Consider the following 21,065-nt stretch of genomic DNA (forward strand, 5'->3'; position numbering starts at 1 on the left):
CATGTCTCGCCGCGCCCGCGTCGACGCCGAGCTGGTTCGGCGCGGCCTCGCGCGATCGCGACAGCAGGCCGCGGAGTTGATCGGCGCCGGCCGGGTCAGCATCGACGGGCTGCCGGCACGCAAGCCGGGCACCGCCGTCGCCGTCACCGCGGCCCTGACCGTCGCCGACGACGGGGAACGGGGCTGGGTGTCCCGCGGCGCGCACAAGCTGATCGGCGCGCTGGACACCTTCGAGATTCCGGTGGCGGGCCGCCGCTGCCTGGACGCCGGCGCGTCGACGGGCGGGTTCACCGAAGTCCTGCTGGACCGCGGGGCCGCCGAGGTGGTCGCCGTGGACGTCGGCTACGGCCAGCTGGCGTGGTCGCTGCGCTGCGACCCGCGGGTCGTCGTGGTCGAGCGGACCAACGCCCGCGACCTGTCGCCGGAGGCGATCGGGGGCCCCGCCGATTTGATCGTGGCCGACCTGTCGTTCATTTCGCTCGCCACCGTGTTGCCCGCGTTGGTTGGATGTGCTTCGCCCACTGCGGATATCGTTCCCATGGTGAAGCCGCAGTTCGAGGTGGGCCGGGGCCAGGTCGGCGCCGGCGGCGTGGTGAGCGACCCCGGATTGCGCGCCGATGCCGTGCTGGGCGTGGCGCGCCGCGCGGGGGAGCTGGGCTGGCATACCGTCGGCGTCACCGCCAGCCCGTTGCCCGGGCCGTCGGGCAATGTCGAATACTTCCTCCTGCTTCGCGGCCAGACGGGATTGGGGAATGACGAATTGGTTTCGGCGGTGCAGCGCGCCGTGAGTGAGGGCCCGTCGACGATGCGGGCCGGGACGGCCCGAGGAGAAGCGGGCCAATCCGAACGGAGCCCGCAGTGACGTCGGGGACCGAGCAGCGCACCGTGCTGATGGTGGTGCACACCGGCCGCGAGGAAGCGACCGAGACGGCCGCGCGCGTGCAGAAAGTGTTGGGCGACAATAATATCGGACTTCGTGTGCTGTCCGCCGAAGCGGTCGACCGCGGCTCGCTGCACGTGGCCCCCGACGACATCCGGGCGATGGGCGTCGAGATCGAGGTGGTCGACGCGGACCCGCAGGCCGCCGACGGCTGCGAACTGGTGCTGGTGCTCGGCGGGGACGGCACGTTCCTGCGCGCGGCAGAACTGGCCCGCAACGCCGGGATCCCGGTCCTGGGCGTCAACCTCGGCCGCATCGGCTTTTTGGCCGAGGCCGAGGCGGAGGCCATCGACCGGGTGCTGGACCACGTGGTCGCCAAGGACTACCGGGTCGAGGACCGCCTGACGCTGGACGTGCTCGTGCGGGCCGGCGGACGCGAAATCGCGCACGGTTGGGCGCTCAACGAGGTCAGCCTGGAAAAGGGCCCGCGGCTGGGCGTGCTGGGAGTGGTCGTCGAGATCGAGGGGCGGCCGGTGTCGGCGTTCGGCTGCGACGGAGTGCTGGTGTCGACGCCCACCGGGTCGACCGCCTACGCGTTCTCCGCGGGCGGGCCGGTGTTGTGGCCGGATCTCGAAGCAATCCTGGTGGTGCCCAACAACGCTCACGCGCTGTTCGGCCGGCCGATGGTCACCAGCCCCGACGCCACGATCGCGATCGAGATCGAGGCGGACGGTCACGACGCCCTGGTGTTCTGCGACGGGCGCCGCGAAATCCTGATCCCGGCGGGCAGCCGGATCGAGGTGAGACGGTGCGACACACCGGTGAAATGGGCGCGCCTGGACAGCGCGCCGTTCACCGACCGGCTGGTGCGCAAGTTCCGGTTGCCGGTCACCGGGTGGCGTGGAAAGTAGATGCTGACCGAAATCCGCATCGAGTCGCTGGGCGCCATCAGCGCAGCGGTCGGGGAGTTCGACCGCGGCCTGACCGTGCTGACCGGTGAGACGGGCGCCGGCAAGACCATGGTGGTGACCGGGCTGCACCTGCTCGGCGGGGCCCGCGCCGACGCCACCCGGGTCCGGTCCGGCGCCGACCGGGCCGTCGTCGAAGGCCGTTTCACCACAACGGATCTCGAGGACGCCGCGGTGGCGCTGCTGGACGGGATGCTGGACGCGTCGGGCGCCGAACGCGACGAGGACGGCAGCGTGATCGCGCTGCGCTCGGTCAGCCGCGACGGGCCGTCGCGGGCGTATCTCGGCGGTCGCAGCGTGCCCGCCAAGTCGCTGGGTGATTTCACCGCGGAGCTGCTCACCCTGCACGGGCAGAACGACCAGCTGCGGCTGATGCGGCCCGAGGAGCAGCGCGGCGCGCTGGATCGCTTCGCCAAGGCGGGCCCCGCGCTCGAGCGCTACCGCAAACTGCGCGACGCCTGGCTCAGCGCCCGCCACGACCTCATCGACCGCCGTAACCGCATGCGCGAACTCGCGCTGGAGTCCGACCGACTGGCGTTCGCGCTCAACGAGATTGACACCGTCGACCCGCAACCGGGCGAGGACGACGCGCTGGTCGCCGACATCGTGCGGCTCTCCGAGTTGGACACCCTGCGCGAGGCCGCGGTCACCGCCCACGCGGCGCTTTCCGGCGCCCCCGACGACGGCGACGCCGCCGGGCACAGCGCCGCGGACAGCCTGGGGCGGGCCAGAGCCGCCCTGGAGTCGACAGACGACGCGAAGCTGCGGTCGCTGGCCGGGCAAGTCGGCGAGGCGCTCACGGTCGTCGCCGATGCGGCCGGCGAACTCAGCGCCTTTCTCGACGAGCTGCCGGTCGACGCCAGCGCGCTGGAGGCCAAGCTGGCCCGGCAAGCCGAGCTGCGCACGCTGACCCGCAAGTACGCCGCGGACGTCGACGGGGTGTTGCGGTGGGCCACGGAGTCGCGCCAACGCCTGGCCCAGCTCGACGTCTCCGAGGAAGGCCTGCAGGCGCTGGCTGCCCGGGTCGACGAGCTCGCCCGCGAATTAGCCCAAGCCGCAATCGATCTCAGCGGCATTCGGCGCAAGGCCGCAAAGCGGCTCGCCAAGGAGGTCACCGCGGAACTGTCCGGGCTGGCGATGGCCGACGCCCAGTTCAGCATCGAGGTGAGCAATGACGCCGCCGCCGACAAGGACGACCCCGCCGCGCTGGCGCTCCCGTCGGGCGAGCTGGTCCGAGCGGGTGTCGACGGCGTCGACCAGGTCGAGTTCGGTTTCGCGGCGCACCGCGGGATGGACCAGCTTCCCCTGGCCAAGAGCGCTTCGGGCGGTGAGCTGTCCCGGGTGATGCTGGCGCTCGAGGTGGTGCTGGCGGCCTCGGCCGCGGGCACCACGATGGTGTTCGACGAGGTCGACGCCGGGGTCGGCGGGCGGGCGGCGGTGCAGATCGGGCGGCGGCTGGCGCGGCTGGCCCGCACCCATCAGGTCATCGTGGTCACGCACCTGCCGCAGGTCGCGGCGTACGCCGACGTGCATCTGGTGGTGCACAGCGCCGGTCCCAAGGGGACCAGCGTGGTGCGGCGGGTCAGCGGCGACGAGCGGGTCGCCGAGCTGGCGCGGATGCTGGCCGGGTTGGGCGAATCCGACAGCGGCCGCGCGCACGCCCGCGAACTGCTCGACGCGGCGCAGCGGGACGAGATTTAACGGCCGCCGCCCGCGGCCGCGCAACCCGTGTACCCGCGCGCGATCAACCCGTTAGCGGCTTGTGACTAATGGGACTCTAGTCAACTTCTGAGGCTGATGTTACGGCGCGCCTCCACGCCTCCCTCGCGCATCACCGACAGAATCGCCCCCATGAAGATGTCAGGCCTGCTTACCCGTAACACCGCCCGACCCGGCCTCGTCGGCACCGCCCGGGTGGATCGGAACATCGACCGACTGCTGCGCAGGGTGTGCCCCGGCGACATCGTGGTGCTCGACGTCCTGGATCTGGACCGCATCACGGCGGACGCCTTGGTGGAGGCCGATATCGCCGCGGTCGTCAACGCCTCGCCCTCGGTGTCGGGCCGCTATCCGAACATGGGGCCGGAGGTCCTGGTCAACAACGGGGTCACCCTGATCGACGAGACCGGGCCGGACATCTTCAAGAAGGTCAAGGACGGCGCCAAGATCCGCCTGCACGAGGGCGGCGTGTACTCGGGCGACCGGCGGCTGGTCCGCGGCACCGAGCGCACCGACCACGACATCGCCGACCTGATGCGGGAGGCCAAGAGCGGCCTGTCCGCGCATCTGGAGGCGTTCGCCGGCAACACGATCGAGTTCATCAAGAGCGAAAGCCCGCTGCTGATCGACGGCATCGGGATCCCCGACATCGACGTCGACCTGCGCCGCCGGCACGTCGTGATCGTCGCCGACGAGCCCAGCGCCGAGGAGGACCTGAAGTCCCTCAAGCCGTTCATCAAGGAGTACCAGCCGGTGCTCTTCGGCGTGGGCAGCGGCGCGGATGTGTTGCGCAAGGCGGGCTATCGGCCGCAGGTGATCGTCGGCGACCCCGACCAGATCAGCACCGACGCCCTCAAGTGCGGCGCGCAGGTGGTGCTGCCCGCCGACGCCGACGGTCACGCGCCCGGCCTGGAGCGCATCCAGGATCTCGGCGTCGGGGCGATGACGTTCCCGGCGGCGGGTTCGGCGATCGACCTGGCGCTGCTGCTGGCCGACCACCACGGCGCCGCGCTGCTGGTGACCGCCGGCCACACCGCCAACATCGAGACGTTCTTCGACCGCACGCGCGCGCACAGCAACCCCTCGACCTTCCTGACCCGGCTCCGGGTCGGGGAGAAGGTGGTGGACGCCAAGGCCGTGGCCACCCTGTACCGCAATCACATCTCGGCGGGCGCGATCGCGCTGCTGGCGCTGACGATGCTGATCGCCGTCATCGTCGCCCTGTGGGTGTCGCGCACCGACGGCGTGGTGATGCACTGGGCCACCGACTACTGGAACCACTTCTCCCTCTGGGTTGCCCACCTGGTGAGCTAGGGCCGGAAATGATCTCGCTCCGCCAACACGCGTTATCGCTGGCTGCCGTCTTCCTGGCGCTGGCCGTGGGAGTCGTGCTCGGTTCCGGCTTCCTGTCCGACACCCTGCTGTCCAGCCTGCGTGACGAGAAGCGGGATCTACACACCCAGATCAACGGGCTCAACGATCAGAAGAACGTGCTCAACGAAAAGCTCAGCGCGGCAAACAACTTCGACCTCCAGCTGGGCGGCCGCATGGTGCATGACGCGCTCGCCGGCAAGTCGGTCGTGGTGTTCCGCACCCCGGACGCCAAGGACGACGACGTCGCCTCGGTGTCGAAGATCATCGGCCAGGCCGGCGGCGCGGTGACCGGAACCGTGTCGTTGACAAGCGAGTTCGTCGAGGCCAATTCCGCGGAGAAACTGCAGACCGTGGTGAACTCGTCGATCCTGCCGGCCGGTCAGCAGCTGAGCACCAAGCTCGTCGACCAGGGCTCGCAGGCCGGCGACCTGATGGGCATCGCGTTGCTGATCAACGCGAATCCGGCGGTCCCGGCGGTCGACGAGCCGCAGCGGGACACCGTGCTGGCGGCGCTGCGCGAAACTGGTTTCATCACCTATCAGCCCAGCGACCACATGGGCGCGGCGAACGCCGCCCTGATCGTCACCGGCGGCGCGCTGCCCCAGGACGCCGGCAACCAGGGCGCCAGCGTCGCCCGGTTCGCCGCCGCGATGGCGCCGCACGGCTCCGGGATCCTGCTGGCCGGCCGGGACGGCTCGGCCACCGGGGGCGCCGCCGTCGCCGTGACGCGGGCCGACGCCGGGATGAACTCCGCGGTCAGCACCGTCGACGACGTGGACACCGCGCCGGGCCGGATCACCGCCGTGCTGGGCCTGCACGACCTGCTGGGCGGCGGTCACCCGGGCCAATACGGCACGGGTCACGGCGCGACGTCGATCACTGTGCCCCAGTAGCGGGCGTGTTCGCCGCGACACGTCGGTCGTGGATGTTAGGGTGGGTTTCCGTGGGTCGGCAGGCCCAACTAGTTATTCGCTAGCAAAATTCGACGCCCTGCCCGTCTTCACGGAGGTCGCCTGTGCGAAAGCACCCGCAATCCGCAACCAAGCACCTCTTCGTCAGCGGGGGCGTGGCTTCCTCGTTGGGTAAGGGTCTCACCGCCAGCAGCCTCGGTCAGTTACTGACGGCCCGCGGGCTGCACGTGACGATGCAAAAGCTCGACCCGTACCTCAACGTGGACCCGGGCACGATGAACCCGTTCCAGCACGGCGAGGTGTTCGTCACCGAGGACGGCGCCGAGACCGATCTCGATGTCGGCCACTACGAGCGATTCCTGGATCGCGACCTGTCCGGCTCGGCGAATGTCACGACGGGGCAAGTGTATTCGACCGTCATCGCCAAGGAACGGCGCGGCGAATACCTGGGCGACACCGTCCAGGTGATCCCGCACATCACCGACGAGATCAAGAGCCGCATCCTGGCGATGGCCCAGCCGGACGCCGAGGGCAACCGCCCGGACGTCGTCATCACCGAAATCGGCGGCACCGTCGGCGACATCGAGTCGCAGCCGTTCCTGGAGGCGGCGCGCCAGGTCCGCCACGACCTCGGCCGGGAGAACGTCTTCTTCCTGCACGTGTCGCTGGTGCCCTACCTGGCGCCGTCGGGAGAGCTCAAGACCAAACCCACCCAGCACTCGGTGGCGGCGCTGCGCAGCATCGGTATCACCCCCGACGCGCTGATCCTGCGCTGCGACCGTGACGTCCCCGAGGCGCTGAAGAACAAGATCGCGTTGATGTGTGACGTCGACATCGACGGCGTCATCTCGACACCGGACGCGCCGTCGATCTATGACATCCCGAAGCGGTTGCACCGCGAGGAGCTCGACGCCTACGTGGTGCGCCGGCTGAACCTGCCGTTCCGCGACGTCGACTGGACCGAGTGGGACGACCTGCTGCGCCGTGTGCACGAGCCGCACGAGACCGTGCGAATCGCGTTGGTGGGCAAGTATGTTGAGCTCTCCGACGCCTACCTGTCGGTCACCGAGGCGTTGCGCGCCGGCGGCTTCAAGCACCACGCCAAGGTCGAGATGCAATGGGTGGCCTCCGACGGCTGCGAGACGGCGGCGGGCGCCGCGGCGGCGCTCGGTGACGTGCACGGCATCCTGATCCCGGGCGGCTTCGGCATCCGCGGGATCGAGGGGAAGATCGGCGCCATCCGGTATGCCCGGTCGCGCGGGCTGCCGGTGCTGGGCCTGTGCCTCGGGCTGCAGTGCATCGTGATCGAGGCCGCGCGCTCGGCCGGGCTGGCCGAGGCCAATTCGGCCGAATTCGACCCCGACACACCGGATCCCGTCATCTCCACGATGGCCGACCAGGTCGACGCCGTGGCCGGCCAGGCCGATCTGGGCGGCACGATGCGGCTGGGTGCGTATCCCGCCGTGCTGCAACCGGATTCGATCGTGGCGCAGGCCTACGGCACGACGCAGGTATCGGAGCGGCACCGCCACCGCTACGAGGTCAACAACGCCTACCGGGACAAGATCGCCGAGAGCGGCCTGCGGTTCTCCGGGACCTCGCCCGACGGGCATCTGGTGGAGTTCGTCGAATACCCGCCCGAGGTGCACCCGTTCGTCGTGGGTACCCAGGCTCACCCCGAACTCAAGAGCCGGCCCACCCGGCCGCACCCGCTGTTCGTCGCGTTCGTCGGGGCGGCGCTGGACTACCAGTCGGGCGAGCTGCTGCCGGTGGAGATCCCCGAGCACGCCTCCAACGGCAACCAGCAGCAGCGGGACAGCGTCAGCCAGTCGCTACCTGAACCCGCCACCCGTGGCTGAGCACGATTTCGAGACGGCGTCATCCGAAACGCTGTACACCGGAAGGATTTTCGCGCTGCGCAGCGATGAGGTGCGCATGCCCGGCGGCGCCACCGCCGTTCGTGAAGTCGTCGAGCATTACGGGGCGGTCGCGATCGTGGCGCTCAACTCCGACAACAACATCGCGATGGTCTACCAATACCGCCACGCGTTCGGCCGCCGGCTGTGGGAACTTCCGGCCGGGCTGCTGGACGTGGCGGGGGAGCCGCCGCAGCGCACGGCGGCCCGCGAGCTGCAGGAGGAGGTCGGCCTGCGGGCCGACACGTGGCAGGTGCTGGTGGACCTGAACTCCGCGCCGGGCTTCAGCGACGAGTCGGTGCGCGTGTACCTGGCCACCGGGCTGACCGAGGTGGAGCGGCCGGAGGCGCACCACGAGGAAGCCGACATGACGATGCGATGGTTCCCCGTCGCCGAGGCGGTACGCCGGGTGTTCAGCGGCGAGATCGTGAATTCCATTGCCATCGCAGGGGTTTTGGCCGCGCACGCGGTGACCGAAGGGGTAGCAGAACCGCGGCCGGTGGACAGCCCCTGGCCCGACAAGCCGACGGCGTTCGCCGCGCGGAAGGCCGCGCGATGACGACGGCGGCCCTGGACCTTCAACTGCAGGGCTACCTCGACCACCTCACGATCGAGCGGGGCGTGGCGGCGAATACCCTGAGCTCCTATCGCCGCGACCTGCGCCGCTACTCGAAACACCTGTCGGAGCGCGGAATTCATGACTTGGCCAAGGTCGGCGAGGACGATGTGAGCGAGTTCCTGGTGGCGCTGCGCCGCGGCGACCCCGACTCGGGGACCGCCGCGCTGTCCGCGGTGTCGGCGGCGCGGGCCCTGATCGCGGTGCGCGGCCTGCACCGGTTCGCCGCCGCCGAGGGGCTCGCCGAGCTGGACGTGGCGCGCGCGGTCCGCCCGCCGACCCCGGGCCGCCGGCTCCCGAAGAGCCTGACCATCGATCAGGTGCTGGCGCTGCTGGAGGGCGCCGGCGGCGACAGCGCGTCCGACGGCCCGCTCACGCTGCGCAACCGGGCGCTGCTGGAACTCCTGTACTCCACCGGTGCGCGGATCTCGGAGGCCGTCGGCCTCGACGTCGACGACATCGACACCCGGGCCCGGTCGGTGCTGTTGCGCGGCAAGGGCGGCAAGCAGCGGCTGGTGCCGATCGGGCGCCCCGCCGTGCAGGCCCTGGACGCCTATCTGGTGCGCGGCCGCCCGGACCTGGCCCGCCGCGGGCGCGGGACGCCGGCCATCTTCCTCAACGTGCGCGGCGGCCGGCTGTCGCGGCAGAGCGCGTGGCAGGTGCTGCAGGACGCCGCCGAACGCGCCGGCATCACGTCGGGCGTCTCGCCGCACATGCTGCGGCATTCCTTCGCGACCCATCTGCTCGAGGGCGGGGCCGACGTGCGGGTGGTGCAGGAGCTGCTGGGGCACGCCTCGGTGACCACGACGCAGATCTACACGATGGTCACCGTGCACGCGCTGCGCGAGGTGTGGGCCGGCGCCCACCCCCGCGCTCAGTAGCCCGCGCCGAACGTCGACTTGTCGTGCCGATCGCGCCGGAATCGCCCCAAATTGCCGACGCCCGGCCACGATTCAGCCCAGAAACTCGGATTCCAGCACCAGGTCTGACACCAGCGACTGGTATTCCAGGTGCGCCTTGTGCTCGACGGTGTTCCACTGCTTGCCCTGCTGTTGGCGCATGTACTCGCGGTACTTCGGCGCGCCCGGCACCCGGACGTTGTCGGCGACCACGATCGCGCCCGGGTGCAGCCACCCCCGCGCCATGATGCTGCGCAGGTCGTCGAGGTAGGCGTCCTTGTCGTGGTCGAGGAACACGAAGTCGAGGGCGCCGGGTGCGAAGCCGTGCTCGCCCGCCAGCGTGTCCAGGGTGCGGCCGCCGTCACCGATGGTGCCGACGACACAGGTCACCCGCTCGGCGACGCCGGCGTGGGCCCAGATGCGCCGGGCGTTGGCGGCGTTGGCCTCGGCGAGTTCGACGGAGTACACGTGGGCGTTCGGTGCGGCCCTCGCGATGCGCAGCGCGCCGTACCCGACGTAGGTGCCCAACTCCAGCGCCACCGTCGGGTCGGCGCGGCGGACGGCCGCGTCGAGGAGTTGGCCCTTCTCGTCGCCGACGTTGATCAGCATCGACTTCTCGTAGGCGAACTTGTCGATGGTGGCCAGCACGTCGTCGACGTCGCCGGCGGTGGCGTTGCGCAGGACGTAGTCCACCGCGGCGGCCTCGCGACCGTCGCCGATCTGACCGGTCGTGGTGATGTTGCGCGCCCCGGTCGCCATCCGCCAGACCGACCACCGCAGCAGGGGAATCCGTCGCTTGAGGTCCATGCCGCCACATTAGTGCGGACGGCCGCAGGGGAGCGGGCGCCGAGATGGCCGCCAAGGTCGTCGCGGCACCGCGAATCGCGACCGTCACGGCAATCTCGGCGCCGCGGTACCGCCGCGATATCGCCCGCGATATCAAGTTTGAAAGCCGCCCACCGCCTCCCCGCTGATGCTGGTGTGACTGCTGTTAACGATGAGCGCGATTAGGCGCGCTACCAGCGCAAATCCGGCGAAATTGGCCGGCGAATTGCCTGCGGGTCGCCCGGCTTCCGCGCGCGAACCCGTTAGACTTTCGGTCGATGTTCACCTCCCGAACACCCCCGCCATGACTGAGCAGCCGGACAGCGGCGTCGAGCTCGGTCTGACCGGGCGGCCGCCGCGGGCGATCCCGGAACCGCAGCCGCGCACCTCGCACGGCCCGGCGAAGGTCGTCGCGATGTGCAACCAGAAGGGCGGGGTCGGGAAGACCACCTCGACGATCAACCTGGGCGCCGCGCTCGCCGAATACGGCCGGCGCGTGCTGCTGGTGGACATGGACCCGCAGGGCGCGCTGTCCGCGGGCCTGGGCGTCCCGCACTACGAGCTGGAGAAGACGATTCACAATGTGCTCGTCGAGCCGCGGGTGTCGATCGACGACGTGCTGCTGCAGACCCGGGTCAAGCACATGGACCTGGTGCCCAGCAACATCGACCTGTCGGCCGCCGAGATCCAGCTGGTGAATGAGGTCGGTCGCGAGCAGACCCTGGGCCGGGCGCTGCACCCGGTGCTAGACCGCTACGACTACGTCCTGATCGACTGCCAGCCGTCGCTGGGCTTGCTCACGGTGAACGGGCTGGCCTGCGCGGACGGCGTGGTGATTCCCACCGAGTGCGAGTTCTTTTCGCTGCGCGGGCTGGCGCTGCTGACCGACACCGTCGACAAGGTGCGCGACCGGCTGAACCCGAAGCTGGAGATCAGCGGGATCCTGCTCACCCGGTACGACCCGCGCACGGTCAACTCCCGCGAGGTGATGGCGCGGGTGGTGGAGCGATTCGGCGACCTGGTGTTCGACACGGTCATCACCCGCACCGTCCGTTTCCCGGAGACCAGCGTGGCCGGCGAGCCGATCACCACCTGGGCGCCGCGGTCCACGGGCGCGATCGCCTACCGCGCCCTGGCCCGCGAGTTCATCGACCGATTCGGCGCGTGACGGCCAGCGCGAACGGTGAGGCGCCACCCAAGAACGGCTTTCAAGTCCGCCTGACCAATTTCGAGGGGCCGTTCGATCTGCTGCTGCAGCTGATCTTCGCCCATCGCCTCGACGTCACCGAGGTGGCGCTGCACCAGGTGACCGACGACTTCATCGCCTACACCCGCGAGATCGGCTCCCAGTTGGACCTCGAGGAGACCACCGCGTTCCTGGTGGTCGCCGCCACCCTGCTCGACCTCAAGGCGGCCCGGCTGCTGCCGGCCGGCCAGGTCGACGACGAGGAGGACCTGGCACTGCTGGAGGTGCGCGACCTGCTGTTCGCCCGGCTGCTGCAGTACCGCGCCTTCAAGCACGTCGCCGAGATGTTCGCCGAGCTGGAGGCCACCGCGCTGCGCAGCTACCCGCGCGCGGTGTCGCTGGAGGACCGGTTCACCGAACTGCTGCCCGAGGTGATGCTCGGCGTCGACGCCGAACGCTTCGCCCAGATCGCCGCGATCGCTTTCAGCCCGCGGCCCGTGCCGACGGTGTCGATCGGGCACCTGCACGAGGTGGCGGTGTCGGTGCCCGAGCAGGCCAAGAAGCTGCTGGCCTTTCTCGAATCCCGCGGCACCGGCCAGTGGGCGACGTTCTCCGAGCTGGTCGCCGACTGCGAGGCGCCGATGGAGGTCGTCGGGCGCTTCCTGGCGCTGCTCGAGCTCTACCGGAGCCGGGCGGTAGCATTCGACCAGTCGGAGCCGCTGGGTGTGCTCCAGATTTCATGGACCGGGGAACGTCCGGCCAGCGAAGCCTTGGTAGAAGTGCGGGACGAATGATGAGCGAGAATCTGCCCGACGTCGATCTCGACACGGATCTCGACGCGGGCATCCCGGACATCGCCGAGGCCGCGCCGATGGAGCCCGAGGAACTCGGGTCCGTGCTGGAGGCGCTGCTGCTGGTGGTCGACACCCCGGTCACCGCCGAGGCGCTGGGCGCCGCCACGCAGCAACCCGTCTACCGGGTCGCCGCGCGGCTGCAGCAGATGGCCGACGAGCTCACCGAACGCGACAGCGGCATCGACCTGCGCCAGACCAGCGAGGGCTGGCGGATGTACACCCGCGCCCGGTTCGCGCCGTACGTGGAGAAGCTGTTGCTGGACGGCGCGCGATCCAAGCTCACCCGGGCCGCGCTGGAAACCCTGGCCGTGGTGGCCTACCGCCAGCCGGTGACCCGGGCGCGCGTCAGCGCGGTCCGCGGCGTCAACGTGGACGCCGTCATGCGGACGTTGTTGGCGCGCGGCCTGATCACCGAGGCCGGGGTCGACGACGACACCGGCGCGATCACGTTCGCCACCACCGACCTGTTCCTGGAGCGGTTGGGCCTGACGTCGCTCGCCGACCTGCCCGACATCGCCCCGCTGCTGCCCGACGTCGACACGATCGACGACCTGAGCGAATCCCTGGACAGCGAACCACGTTTCATCAAACTCGCCGGCGGTCAGGCGCCCGACCAGGCGCTGACGTTCGACGTGGACCAGGATTGATGGTCGAGACCGAAGGGATCCGCCTGCAAAAGGTGTTGTCGCAGGCCGGAATTGCGTCGCGGCGGGCCGCCGAGAAGTTGATTATCGACGGCCGCGTCGAGGTCGACGGGCAGGTGGTCACCGAGCTGGGCACCCGGGTCGACCCGGACGCCTCGGTGATCCGCGTTGACGGCGCCCGGGTGGTCCTCGACGAGTCGTTGGTGTACTTGGCGCTGAACAAGCCGCGGGGCATGCACTCGACGATGTCGGACGACCGGGGCCGGCCGTGCATCGGCGACCTGGTGGAACGCCGGGTGCGGGGCAACAAGAACCTCTTTCACGTCGGCCGGCTCGACGCCGACACCGAGGGCCTGATCCTGCTGACCAATGACGGCGAGCTGGCCCACCGGTTGATGCACCCCTCGCACGAGGTGCCCAAGACCTACCTGGCGACCGTGACGGGGACGGTGCCGCGGGGGCTGGGCAAGCGGCTGAAGGCGGGAATCGACTTGGACGACGGCCCCGCGCGCGTCGACGATTTCGCGGTGGTGGACGCCATTCCGGGCAAGACCCTGGTGCGGGTGGTGCTGCACGAGGGGCGCAACCGCATCGTGCGCCGGCTGCTCGGCGCCGCCGGCTTCCCGGTCGAGGCGCTGGTGCGCACCGACATCGGACCTTTGGCGCTGGGCAAGCAACGCCCGGGCAGCATCCGGGCCTTGAGTCACGGCGAGATCGGCCAACTGTACAAGGCGGTCGGGCTGTGAGCGGAACGAGCGGAACGAACGCAGTGAGTGACGGGAGTGAAGCGAGCCATCGGGCTGTGAACCCCATTGTCGTGGCCATCGACGGACCCGCCGGAACCGGAAAGTCTTCGGTATCAAAGCAATTGGCGCGCGCCCTGCGGGCGCGCTACCTGGACACCGGTGGGATGTACCGGATGGTGACCCTCGCGGTGCTGCGCGCCGGTATCGATCCCGCCGACGCCGATGCGGTGGCGCAGATCGCGGAGACCGCGCAGATGTCGGTGGACTACCAGCCCGAGGGTGATCGCTTTTTCCTTGCGGGAGAGGATGTCTCGGCGGAGATCCGCGGTGACCGGGTCACCGGCGCGGTGTCGGCGGTGTCGTCGGTCCCCGCGGTGCGAACCCGGCTGGTGGCATTGCAGCGTGAAATGGCCGGCGGGCCGGGCAGCGTCGTGGTCGAAGGCCGCGACATCGGGACCGTGGTCCTGCCCGACGCGCCGGTGAAGATCTTCCTCACCGCGTCGGCCGAAACCCGCGCGCGGCGGCGCAACGACCAGAACGTCGCATCGGGATTGGGCGACGACTACGACGCGGTGCTCGCCGACGTACGCCGGCGCGACCATCTGGATTCCACTCGCGCGGTGTCGCCGCTGCGCGCCGCCCCGGACGCCGTCGTCGTCGACACCAGCGAGATGACCGAGGCGCAGGTGATCGACCACCTGTTGGAGCTGGTCAACCAGCGAAGCGGGGCGGTGCGATGACTTCCGACGGCACCTGGACCGACGAAAGCGATTGGGAGTCGGTCGAATCGGAGCTCGAGGAGCAGGCCGAGGCCGGTCCCGCGCCCGTCGTGGCGGTGGTCGGACGGCCCAACGTCGGCAAGTCGACTTTGGTGAACCGGATCCTGGGCCGGCGCGAGGCGGTGGTGCAGGACATCCCGGGCGTGACCCGCGACCGGGTGTCCTACGACGCGCTGTGGACGGGACGCCGGTTCGTCGTCCAGGACACCGGCGGCTGGGAGCCTGACGCGAAGGGCCTGCAGCAGCTGGTGGCCGAACAGGCGTCGGTGGCGATGCGCACCGCCGACGCGGTGATCCTGGTGGTCGACGCCACCGTCGGCGCCACCGCGGCCGACGAGGCGGCCGCCCGGATTCTGTTGCGCTCGGGCAAGCCCGTCTTCTTGGCCGCCAACAAGGTTGACAGCGAAAAGGGTGAGGCGGACGCGGCGGCGCTGTGGTCGCTGGGACTCGGCGAGCCGCACGCCATCAGCGCGATCCACGGCCGCGGCGTCGCCGACCTGCTCGACGAGGTGTTGGCCGCGCTGCCGGAGGTGTCCGAGGCGGCGCCCGCACCGGGCGGCCCGCGCCGGGTGGCGCTGGTCGGCAAACCGAACGTGGGCAAGAGCTCGCTGCTGAACAAGCTGGCCGGTGACCAGCGCTCGGTGGTGCACGATGTCGCGGGGACCACGGTCGACCCGGTGGACTCGCTGATCGAATTGGGCGGCAAGGTATGGCGGTTCGTCGACACCGCGGGCCTGCGGCGCAAGGTCGGCCAAGCCAGCGGGCACGAGTTCTATGCCTCGGTGCGTACCCACTCGGCGATCGACTCGGCCGAGGTGGTGGTCGTGCTCATCGACGCCTCGGAGCCGCTGACCGAACAGGACCAGCGGGTGCTGTCCATGGTGATCGAGGCGGGCCGCGCGCTGGTGCTGGCCTTCAACAAGTGGGACCTGGTGGACGAGGACCGGCGCGAGTTGCTGGAGCGTGAGATCGACCGCGAGCTGGTGCAGCTGCGCTGGGCGCAACGGGTCAACATCTCGGCGCGGACGGGCCGCGCGGTGCAGAAGCTGGTGCCCGCGATGGAGACGGCGCTGGCGTCGTGGGACATGCGCATCCCGACGGGCCCGCTGAATTCGTGGCTCAAGGAGGTGGTGGCGGCGACGCCGCCGCCGGTGCGCGGGGGCAAGCAGCCGCGCATCCTGTTCGCCACCCAGGCCACCGCACGCCCGCCGACGTTCGTGCTGTTCACCACCGGTTTTCTGGAGGCCGGGTACCGGCGCTTCCTGGAGCGGCGGCTGCGCGAGGCGTTCGGGTTCGAGGGTTCGCCGATCCGGATCAACGTGCGGGTGCGCGAAAAGCGGGGGACCAAGCGGCGCTGAGGTTCTTCGGGTTCTCTCCCGGACCAATCGGCGATTCTCGAAAGCGATAGCGCCGGCGATATCACTCCGCACAAAATCCCGCGATACGGAATCTGAAAGCTACATCACAGGAGAAGTCCGTTGACTTCGGCGCTGGATGCTCCCTACGGTTCTCATATGGGCCGTTCGGCTCGTATCGCAGGAGGAATGGTGAACATCGCACAGGAAGCGCCCGCCGCCGCGCGCTTCAGCGTCGAAGGCAAGTCGATCCTGATCACCGGTGCGACCGGTGCGCTGGGCAGCGTCGCGGCCCGCTCGCTCGCCGACGCGGGGGCCCGGCTCACGCTGACCGGCGGCAACGCCGCGGGCCTGGACGCCCTCGGTATCGACGACGCCGCGGTGGTCGCGCGCCGGCCCGACACCCCGGCCGACGCCCAGGCCATGGTGGAGGCGGCGGTCGCCCGGCACGGGCGCCTCGACGGGGTGCTCGTCGCCTCGGGCATGAACCACGTCGCCCCCATCACCGAGATGGCCGTCGAGGACTTCGACAAAGTGATGGGCGCCAACGCGCGGGGCGCCTGGCTGGTCTGCCAAGCTGCCGGACGGGTCCTGCTCGACCAGGGGACCGGCGGCAGCGTCGTGCTCGTGTCGTCGGTGCGCGGATCCCTCGGGCACGCCGCGGGCTACAGCGCCTACTGCCCGTCGAAGGGCGCCACCGACCTGCTGGCCAAGAGCCTGGCCGCCGAGTGGGGCCCGGCCGGCATTCGGGTGAACGCGCTCGCCCCCACGGTTTTCCGCTCGGAGCTCACGGAGTGGATGTACGCCGACGACGAAAAGGGCCGCGCCACCCGCGAGGCGATGTTCGCGCGAATTCCCTTGCGCCGCTTCGCCGAACCGGAGGACTTCGTCGGCGCGCTGATCTATCTGTTGAGCGACGCGTCGCGTTTCTACACCGGCCAGGTGATGTACCTGGACGGCGGATACACCGCGTGCTGAAAGGAACCGACATGAGTATCACCTGGCCGCTCGGCGAGGCCGAAGCCAAGCTGGAGTTCTACGACCTGTCGCATCCGTGGGGTCACGGCGTGCCGGCGTGGCCGTACTTCGAGGACGTCAGGATCGAGCGCTTGCACAACATGGCCAAGAGTCGCGTGCTGACCCAAAAGATCACCACCGTAATGCATTCCGGCACGCACATCGACGCGCCCGCGCACGTCGTGGAGGGCACCCCCTTCCTGCACGAGATCCCGCTGAGCGCCTTCTTCGGCACCGGCGTGGTGGTGTCGATCCCGAAAGAGAAGTGGGGAGTGGTCACCGCCGACGACCTGGAGAACGCCACGCCCGAGATCCGGCCCGGCGACATCGTCGTCGTCAACACCGGCTGGCACCACAAGTACTCCGACAGCGCCGAGTACTACGCCTACTCCCCGGGCTTTTACAAGGAGGCCGGCGAGTGGTTCGCCGCCAAGGGCGTCAAGGCCGTCGGCACCGACACCCAGGCGCTGGACCACCCGATGGCGACCTCGATCGCGCCGCACGGACCCGCCGAACACACCGGCGGGCTATTGCCCTGGGCGGTAAGGGAATACGAGGAACAAACCGGCCGACGGGTGCTCGACGACTTCCCGGAATGGGAGCCCTGCCATCGCGCGATCCTGTCGAAGGGAATCTACGGCTTCGAGAACGTCGGCGGCGACCTGGACAGGGTCACTGGCAAGCGGGTCACCTTCGCCGCGTTCCCGTGGCGCTGGGTCGGCGGCGACGGCTGCATCGTGCGGCTGGTGGCCATCGTCGACCCCACGGGCAGCTACCGCATCGAGACGGGCCGGGCGGCGTGAGTGCCGACGGCGGGATTCAGGTCATCGCCCGCGCGGCGGAGATGCTGCGGCTGCTGCAGGCCCACCCCGGTGGGCTGAGCCAGGCCGAGATCGGCGACCGGTTGGGCATGGCGCGGTCCACGGTCAGCCGGATCCTGGGCGCGCTGGAGGCCGAGGGCCTGGTTGCCTCGCGCGGGGGCCGGGGCGGGTATCGGCTGGGGCCGGAGATCGCGCGGATGGCCGGCACCGTGCGCCTCGGCGTGGTGATGGACGTGCACCCGTTCATGGAGGAGCTGTCGCGGGAGCTGGGGGAGACGGTCGACCTGTCGATCCTGGACGGGGATCGCGCGACGTTCGTCGACCAGGTGGTCTCGCCGCACCGGTTGCGGGCGATCAGCGCGGTCGGCGAGTCGTTCCCGTTGCACTGCTGCGCCAACGGCAAGGCCCTGCTGGCCGGCCTGCCGGCCGAGCAGCTGCCGAGCCGGCTGGCGCGGCTCACCCCGAACACCATCACCAGCCCCGCGGCGCTGCGCAAGGAGCTCGACCGGGTGCGGGCCGACGGCGTCGCCTACGACCGCGAGGAGCAGACCGAGGGCATCTGTGCGGTGGGCGCCGCGCTCACGGGCGTGACGGGGCACACGGTGGCGGTCAGCGTGCCCGTGCCGGCGCCGCGCTTCTACGGCCGCGAACCCGAACTCGCCGCGGCCCTGTTGGCCTGGGTCGAGCGGGTGGACGCGGCGTTGCGGAAGGTCGATTAGGAAGGTGGCGGGTCGGCTGCGGTAGGCTTTCGACCTGCTGCCGGTGATCCCGGCGGCACCGGGCTGTGGCGCAGTTTGGTAGCGCACTTGACTGGGGGTCAAGTGGTCGCAGGTTCAAATCCTGTCAGCCCGACGGAGGTCATAAGTGGTTTTGCCGCTAGATCACCAATACGCAGCAGGGGTATTTACGCCCCTCGAGGTGAGGTGAAGCTCGCCAGCTTCAATGGCCATTGAACGATGGGCCGAGGAAGCGCTCTACCAGTGCGTGCTGGGCAGCGCTGTCTCTGACAGGCCAGCACAATAGAGCTAGGAAGACCCGGATGAGCCATTGCGCCGCGAGAGGGTCTTGATTGTCCTCCCCGAGCATCTCGGCGGCAAAGTTGGCGACCACTGGCGAAGTGGTCACCCAATCAACGTCAGGCGCTATCTGGAAGGATGACATCGACTCGACCACGGGATCTGACTGGATGCGTTGTAGCGCCGAAAGTGTTGCTCTGACAACGCGATCCGAACCCCTAAGTCCGTCGATGGCGTCACGTACAGAATGCAGGATCCGGGTGGCCTGGATCGCTACGACGGCATCGCGAATGGCTGCCTTGCCGCCAGCGCGCCGATAAATAGTCGCGGGCGAGCAATGGATCCTCGCGGCCAGCGCTTCGATAGTGAAAGCGTCATAACCGACGTCGGCGATGAGGTCGGCGGCCGCGGCGTAGATCTTGTCCGCGGCGGCGCTATTCCTGTCTGCCCCGACCAGCCAATCAATCTTCGGCACGCGTCAATGCTGCCTGCAAATGCGACCAGATGGAACGCATCTCTCACAGTGAGATGGCGCCGGAGGCAATTATCACCCAAAGCGCCTGTTCGACGATCGATGCTGAGGAGAGCGACTTGCTCCGGCTCGCGACTCGATTATCAACTTCGCCGCACGTCATTGACCTCACTGACGATCTTCATCAGCCTGATCGCATGGTTGCCGCGCAGAAACGGAAGTGGACCGAGTCGGACATACCCGACCAGACTGGGCGACTCGCCATTGTCACCGGCGCGAACACGGGGCTCGGCTACGACACTGCACGTGCGCTCGCCGAACATGGCGCCTCGGTAATTCTCGCAGTACGCGATGTCGACAAGGGAGAGGTCGCCCGCAAGCGCATTCTCGAAGCAGCGCCGGACGCCGACCTGAGCGTCCAAGCCCTCGATCTGAGCTCGTTGCAGTCGGTGCGTGCCGCTGCCCGAACGTTGAGGAACGAGCACCCCCGCATCGACTTGCTCATCAACAATGCCGCCGTGGCGTTCCCGCCCAAGACGACGACACCTGACGGGTTCGAGTTGCAGTTCGCCACAAACCACCTTGGCCACTTTGCGCTGACGGGACTGCTGCTCGAGAACATGCTCGGCGTCGACGGGGCTCGAGTGGTGGTGGTGGCAAGTTTGGACCACAAGCTCGGCGGTGCCATCCATTTCGACGATCTCCAGTGGGAGCGCCGGTACAGCAGTGCGCTGGCCTACGCGCAGTCGAAGCTGGCGAACCTGATGTTCTGCTACGCATTTCATCGTCGGCTGGTCAAGTCGGGCGCGCCACTCATTACGGTGACTGCCCACCCCGGCTATACAAAGTCCGATCTCTTCCGCAACATGTGGAAACCGGTCCAGGCGATGATGAAGTTTTCAGACCTTTTCATCGGCCAGGATCCAGCGAAGGGCGCACTGCCACAGCTGTACGCCGCGACGATGCCTGATGTACAGGGTGGCCAGTACTGGGGACCGGACGGATTCCTGGAGATGGCGGGCTACCCGACGCTCGTCCGTTCCAGCAAGAAGTCCTACGAGCAACGGGTGCAGGAACGGTTGTGGACGGTGTCCGAGGAGTTGACTGGTGTCACGTATCCGGTCTGACCGCTATCACCCCGACTTGAGGAGTATCGCGCGGGTGCTTCCCCGGTCGCCGTTCAACAAAGTGACGCTGCAGGTGATGCGCAACCTGACCCGATTCGCCCCGTCCGCGCGGGAGGGTGTCGAGGTCCTCACCATCACACGAAGCGCAGGGGTCAGGCTCTACCGGCCCAAGCGTGAGTGCACGCACGGGGACGCACTGCTGTGGATCCACGGCGGCGGATACGTCATCGGAACGGCCGCACAGGACGACAAGCTGTGCCGACGATTCGTTGGCCGTATGGGCGTTCCGGTCGCGTCAGTCGACTACCGGCTTGCTCCAAAAGATCCCTACCCAGCCGCGCTGGAAGACTGCTACTCCGCGCTGACGTGGTTGACGCGGCTGCCCGGCGTGAACCCCGGCCGGGTCGCGATCGGCGGCGCCAGTGCGGGTGGCGGTCTGGCAGCTGCGCTGGCACTGCTGGCGCGCGATCGCGGCGAAGTGACACCGTTGTTCCAGCTGCTGGTCTATCCCATGGTCGACGATCGCCCGTCAAGTCGCCCGGGCCTTAAGAGTCCGCACTACCGGATGTGGAGCGAAAAGAGCGATCGGCTGGGGTGGCATGCGTACCTCAAGGGCGCTGATCGCCAGTCTGCGGTGCCGGCGCGGCGCGACGACCTGTCCAATCTTGCTCCCGCGTGGATTGGCGTGGGAACGGTGGATCCGCTCTACGCCCAGGACGTGGAATACGCGCATAGGCTGCGCGCCGCGGGCGTGAGCTGTGAGCTCGACGTCGTCGAAGGAGCCTTCCACGGATTCGACATCATCGCCTCCAAAACCCCAGTGGCGCAAAGCTTTTTCGCCCGGCAATGCGCGGCGCTCGAAAAGGCGTTCGCTAGCTGAGGATTCGGCATCCTCAACTAGCACAGAATCGGTGCGCCGTGGAGTGGCTGCAGCCCGGAT

General features: G+C 69.2%; 21 protein-coding genes and 1 tRNA gene. 20 read left to right on the forward strand and 2 right to left on the reverse strand.

All coding sequences use genetic code 11. The features are described 5' to 3' along the window. Window position 1: 1 nt before the first annotated feature. The 8 genes from A5681_RS24185 to xerD all read left to right on the forward strand — a co-directional run bounded on the left by A5681_RS24185 (window position 2) and on the right by xerD (window position 9,265). Complete coding sequence (locus tag A5681_RS24185) at window positions 2–862, forward strand: TlyA family RNA methyltransferase (RefSeq protein ID WP_067281743.1); 861 nt, start codon at window positions 2–4, stop codon at window positions 860–862. Further along, window positions 859–1,791, forward strand: a complete 933-nt coding sequence (locus tag A5681_RS24190; RefSeq protein WP_156738132.1) for an NAD kinase — start codon at window positions 859–861, stop codon at window positions 1,789–1,791. Before A5681_RS24185 ends, A5681_RS24190 begins: the two co-directional genes overlap by 4 nt. Continuing rightward, window positions 1,792–3,549, forward strand: a complete 1,758-nt coding sequence (recN, locus tag A5681_RS24195) for a DNA repair protein RecN (protein WP_067281746.1) — start codon at window positions 1,792–1,794, stop codon at window positions 3,547–3,549. Window positions 3,550–3,699: 150 nt separating this feature from the next. Next, a complete protein-coding gene (gene steA, locus A5681_RS24200; RefSeq protein ID WP_067281750.1) occupies window positions 3,700–4,881 on the forward strand; it encodes a putative cytokinetic ring protein SteA in 1,182 nt (393 codons plus the stop codon). An 8-nt stretch (window positions 4,882–4,889) separates the two neighbouring features. Further along, the gene (locus tag A5681_RS24205) at window positions 4,890–5,834 is read left to right on the forward strand and encodes a copper transporter (protein WP_067281753.1); all 945 of its coding nucleotides are present in this window, start codon (window positions 4,890–4,892) and stop codon (window positions 5,832–5,834) included. Between the two features lie 122 nt (window positions 5,835–5,956). Further along, window positions 5,957–7,711, forward strand: a complete 1,755-nt coding sequence (locus A5681_RS24210) for a CTP synthase (protein ID WP_067281756.1) — start codon at window positions 5,957–5,959, stop codon at window positions 7,709–7,711. Further along, window positions 7,704–8,327: an NUDIX domain-containing protein gene (locus A5681_RS24215; protein WP_067281760.1), complete on the forward strand. Its 624-nt coding sequence runs from the start codon at window positions 7,704–7,706 to the stop codon at window positions 8,325–8,327. Before A5681_RS24210 ends, A5681_RS24215 begins: the two co-directional genes overlap by 8 nt. Beyond that, a complete protein-coding gene (xerD, locus tag A5681_RS24220) occupies window positions 8,324–9,265 on the forward strand; it encodes a site-specific tyrosine recombinase XerD (protein WP_067281763.1) in 942 nt (313 codons plus the stop codon). The genes A5681_RS24215 and xerD overlap by 4 nt, the downstream gene beginning before the upstream one ends. Window positions 9,266–9,337: 72 nt before the next feature. On the opposite strand, the gene A5681_RS24225 is transcribed toward xerD, so the two are convergent. After that, window positions 9,338–10,090, reverse strand: a complete 753-nt coding sequence (locus tag A5681_RS24225) for an O-methyltransferase (RefSeq protein ID WP_067281767.1) — start codon at window positions 10,088–10,090, stop codon at window positions 9,338–9,340. A 322-nt stretch (window positions 10,091–10,412) separates the two neighbouring features. On the opposite strand from A5681_RS24225, the gene A5681_RS24230 reads away from it, so the two are divergent. The 10 genes from A5681_RS24230 (at window position 10,413) to A5681_RS24275 (ending at window position 18,362) form a co-directional block, all read left to right on the forward strand. Further along, window positions 10,413–11,276, forward strand: a complete 864-nt coding sequence (locus tag A5681_RS24230; RefSeq protein WP_067281774.1) for a ParA family protein — start codon at window positions 10,413–10,415, stop codon at window positions 11,274–11,276. Further along, complete coding sequence (locus A5681_RS24235) at window positions 11,273–12,088, forward strand: segregation/condensation protein A (RefSeq protein ID WP_067281778.1); 816 nt, start codon at window positions 11,273–11,275, stop codon at window positions 12,086–12,088. The genes A5681_RS24230 and A5681_RS24235 overlap by 4 nt, the downstream gene beginning before the upstream one ends. Continuing rightward, window positions 12,088–12,795: an SMC-Scp complex subunit ScpB gene (scpB, locus tag A5681_RS24240; protein ID WP_067281887.1), complete on the forward strand. Its 708-nt coding sequence runs from the start codon at window positions 12,088–12,090 to the stop codon at window positions 12,793–12,795. Before A5681_RS24235 ends, scpB begins: the two co-directional genes overlap by 1 nt. Beyond that, complete coding sequence (locus A5681_RS24245) at window positions 12,795–13,538, forward strand: pseudouridine synthase (protein WP_067281781.1); 744 nt, start codon at window positions 12,795–12,797, stop codon at window positions 13,536–13,538. Before scpB ends, A5681_RS24245 begins: the two co-directional genes overlap by 1 nt. Window positions 13,539–13,594: 56 nt before the next feature. Continuing rightward, window positions 13,595–14,278 (forward strand): (d)CMP kinase, encoded by a 684-nt coding sequence (gene cmk, locus A5681_RS24250; RefSeq protein WP_082968523.1) that lies wholly within the window; start codon window positions 13,595–13,597, stop codon window positions 14,276–14,278. Then, window positions 14,275–15,675, forward strand: coding sequence for a ribosome biogenesis GTPase Der (gene der / locus A5681_RS24255; RefSeq protein ID WP_067281787.1), 1,401 nt, complete (start codon window positions 14,275–14,277; stop codon window positions 15,673–15,675). Before cmk ends, der begins: the two co-directional genes overlap by 4 nt. Window positions 15,676–15,864: 189 nt before the next feature. Next, window positions 15,865–16,650, forward strand: coding sequence for an SDR family NAD(P)-dependent oxidoreductase (locus A5681_RS24260; RefSeq protein WP_419866353.1), 786 nt, complete (start codon window positions 15,865–15,867; stop codon window positions 16,648–16,650). A gap of 11 nt (window positions 16,651–16,661) precedes the next feature. Next, on the forward strand, window positions 16,662–17,492 hold the full coding sequence (locus A5681_RS24265) for a cyclase family protein (RefSeq protein ID WP_067281892.1): 831 nt from the start codon (window positions 16,662–16,664) through the stop codon (window positions 17,490–17,492). Continuing rightward, the gene (locus tag A5681_RS24270; protein ID WP_067281793.1) at window positions 17,489–18,229 is read left to right on the forward strand and encodes an IclR family transcriptional regulator; all 741 of its coding nucleotides are present in this window, start codon (window positions 17,489–17,491) and stop codon (window positions 18,227–18,229) included. Before A5681_RS24265 ends, A5681_RS24270 begins: the two co-directional genes overlap by 4 nt. Before the next feature lie 59 nt (window positions 18,230–18,288). Further along, window positions 18,289–18,362: transfer RNA gene (locus A5681_RS24275), tRNA-Pro, on the forward strand. An 87-nt stretch (window positions 18,363–18,449) separates the two neighbouring features. On the opposite strand, the gene A5681_RS24280 is transcribed toward A5681_RS24275, so the two are convergent. Next, window positions 18,450–19,001, reverse strand: coding sequence for a TetR/AcrR family transcriptional regulator (locus A5681_RS24280; RefSeq protein ID WP_067281797.1), 552 nt, complete (start codon window positions 18,999–19,001; stop codon window positions 18,450–18,452). A gap of 194 nt (window positions 19,002–19,195) precedes the next feature. On the opposite strand from A5681_RS24280, the gene A5681_RS24285 reads away from it, so the two are divergent. Both A5681_RS24285 and A5681_RS24290 read left to right on the forward strand, forming a co-directional pair. Continuing rightward, window positions 19,196–20,125: an SDR family NAD(P)-dependent oxidoreductase gene (locus A5681_RS24285; RefSeq protein ID WP_067281899.1), complete on the forward strand. Its 930-nt coding sequence runs from the start codon at window positions 19,196–19,198 to the stop codon at window positions 20,123–20,125. Continuing rightward, on the forward strand, window positions 20,115–21,005 hold the full coding sequence (locus A5681_RS24290) for an alpha/beta hydrolase (protein ID WP_067281896.1): 891 nt from the start codon (window positions 20,115–20,117) through the stop codon (window positions 21,003–21,005). The genes A5681_RS24285 and A5681_RS24290 overlap by 11 nt, the downstream gene beginning before the upstream one ends. The last annotated feature ends 60 nt before the right edge of the window (window positions 21,006–21,065 follow it).

Source organism: Mycobacterium scrofulaceum (assembly GCF_001667885.1).
Classification (GTDB): domain Bacteria; phylum Actinomycetota; class Actinomycetes; order Mycobacteriales; family Mycobacteriaceae; genus Mycobacterium; species Mycobacterium scrofulaceum_C.

Excerpts from the sequence above, each read along its gene's own strand:
- A5681_RS24185 (WP_067281743.1), top strand. The coding sequence starts at position 2 with ATGTCTCGCCGCGCCCGCGTCGACGCCGAGCTGGTTCGGCGCGGCCTC.
- recN (WP_067281746.1), top strand. The coding sequence starts at position 1,792 with ATGCTGACCGAAATCCGCATCGAGTCGCTGGGCGCCATCAGCGCAGCG.
- steA (WP_067281750.1), top strand. The coding sequence starts at position 3,700 with ATGAAGATGTCAGGCCTGCTTACCCGTAACACCGCCCGACCCGGCCTC.
- A5681_RS24205 (WP_067281753.1), top strand. The coding sequence starts at position 4,890 with ATGATCTCGCTCCGCCAACACGCGTTATCGCTGGCTGCCGTCTTCCTG.
- xerD (WP_067281763.1), top strand. The coding sequence starts at position 8,324 with ATGACGACGGCGGCCCTGGACCTTCAACTGCAGGGCTACCTCGACCAC.
- A5681_RS24225 (WP_067281767.1), bottom strand. The coding sequence starts at position 10,090 with ATGGACCTCAAGCGACGGATTCCCCTGCTGCGGTGGTCGGTCTGGCGG.
- A5681_RS24230 (WP_067281774.1), top strand. The coding sequence starts at position 10,413 with ATGACTGAGCAGCCGGACAGCGGCGTCGAGCTCGGTCTGACCGGGCGG.
- scpB (WP_067281887.1), top strand. The coding sequence starts at position 12,088 with ATGAGCGAGAATCTGCCCGACGTCGATCTCGACACGGATCTCGACGCG.
- A5681_RS24245 (WP_067281781.1), top strand. The coding sequence starts at position 12,795 with ATGGTCGAGACCGAAGGGATCCGCCTGCAAAAGGTGTTGTCGCAGGCC.
- der (WP_067281787.1), top strand. The coding sequence starts at position 14,275 with ATGACTTCCGACGGCACCTGGACCGACGAAAGCGATTGGGAGTCGGTC.
- A5681_RS24265 (WP_067281892.1), top strand. The coding sequence starts at position 16,662 with ATGAGTATCACCTGGCCGCTCGGCGAGGCCGAAGCCAAGCTGGAGTTC.
- A5681_RS24285 (WP_067281899.1), top strand. The coding sequence starts at position 19,196 with ATGGTTGCCGCGCAGAAACGGAAGTGGACCGAGTCGGACATACCCGAC.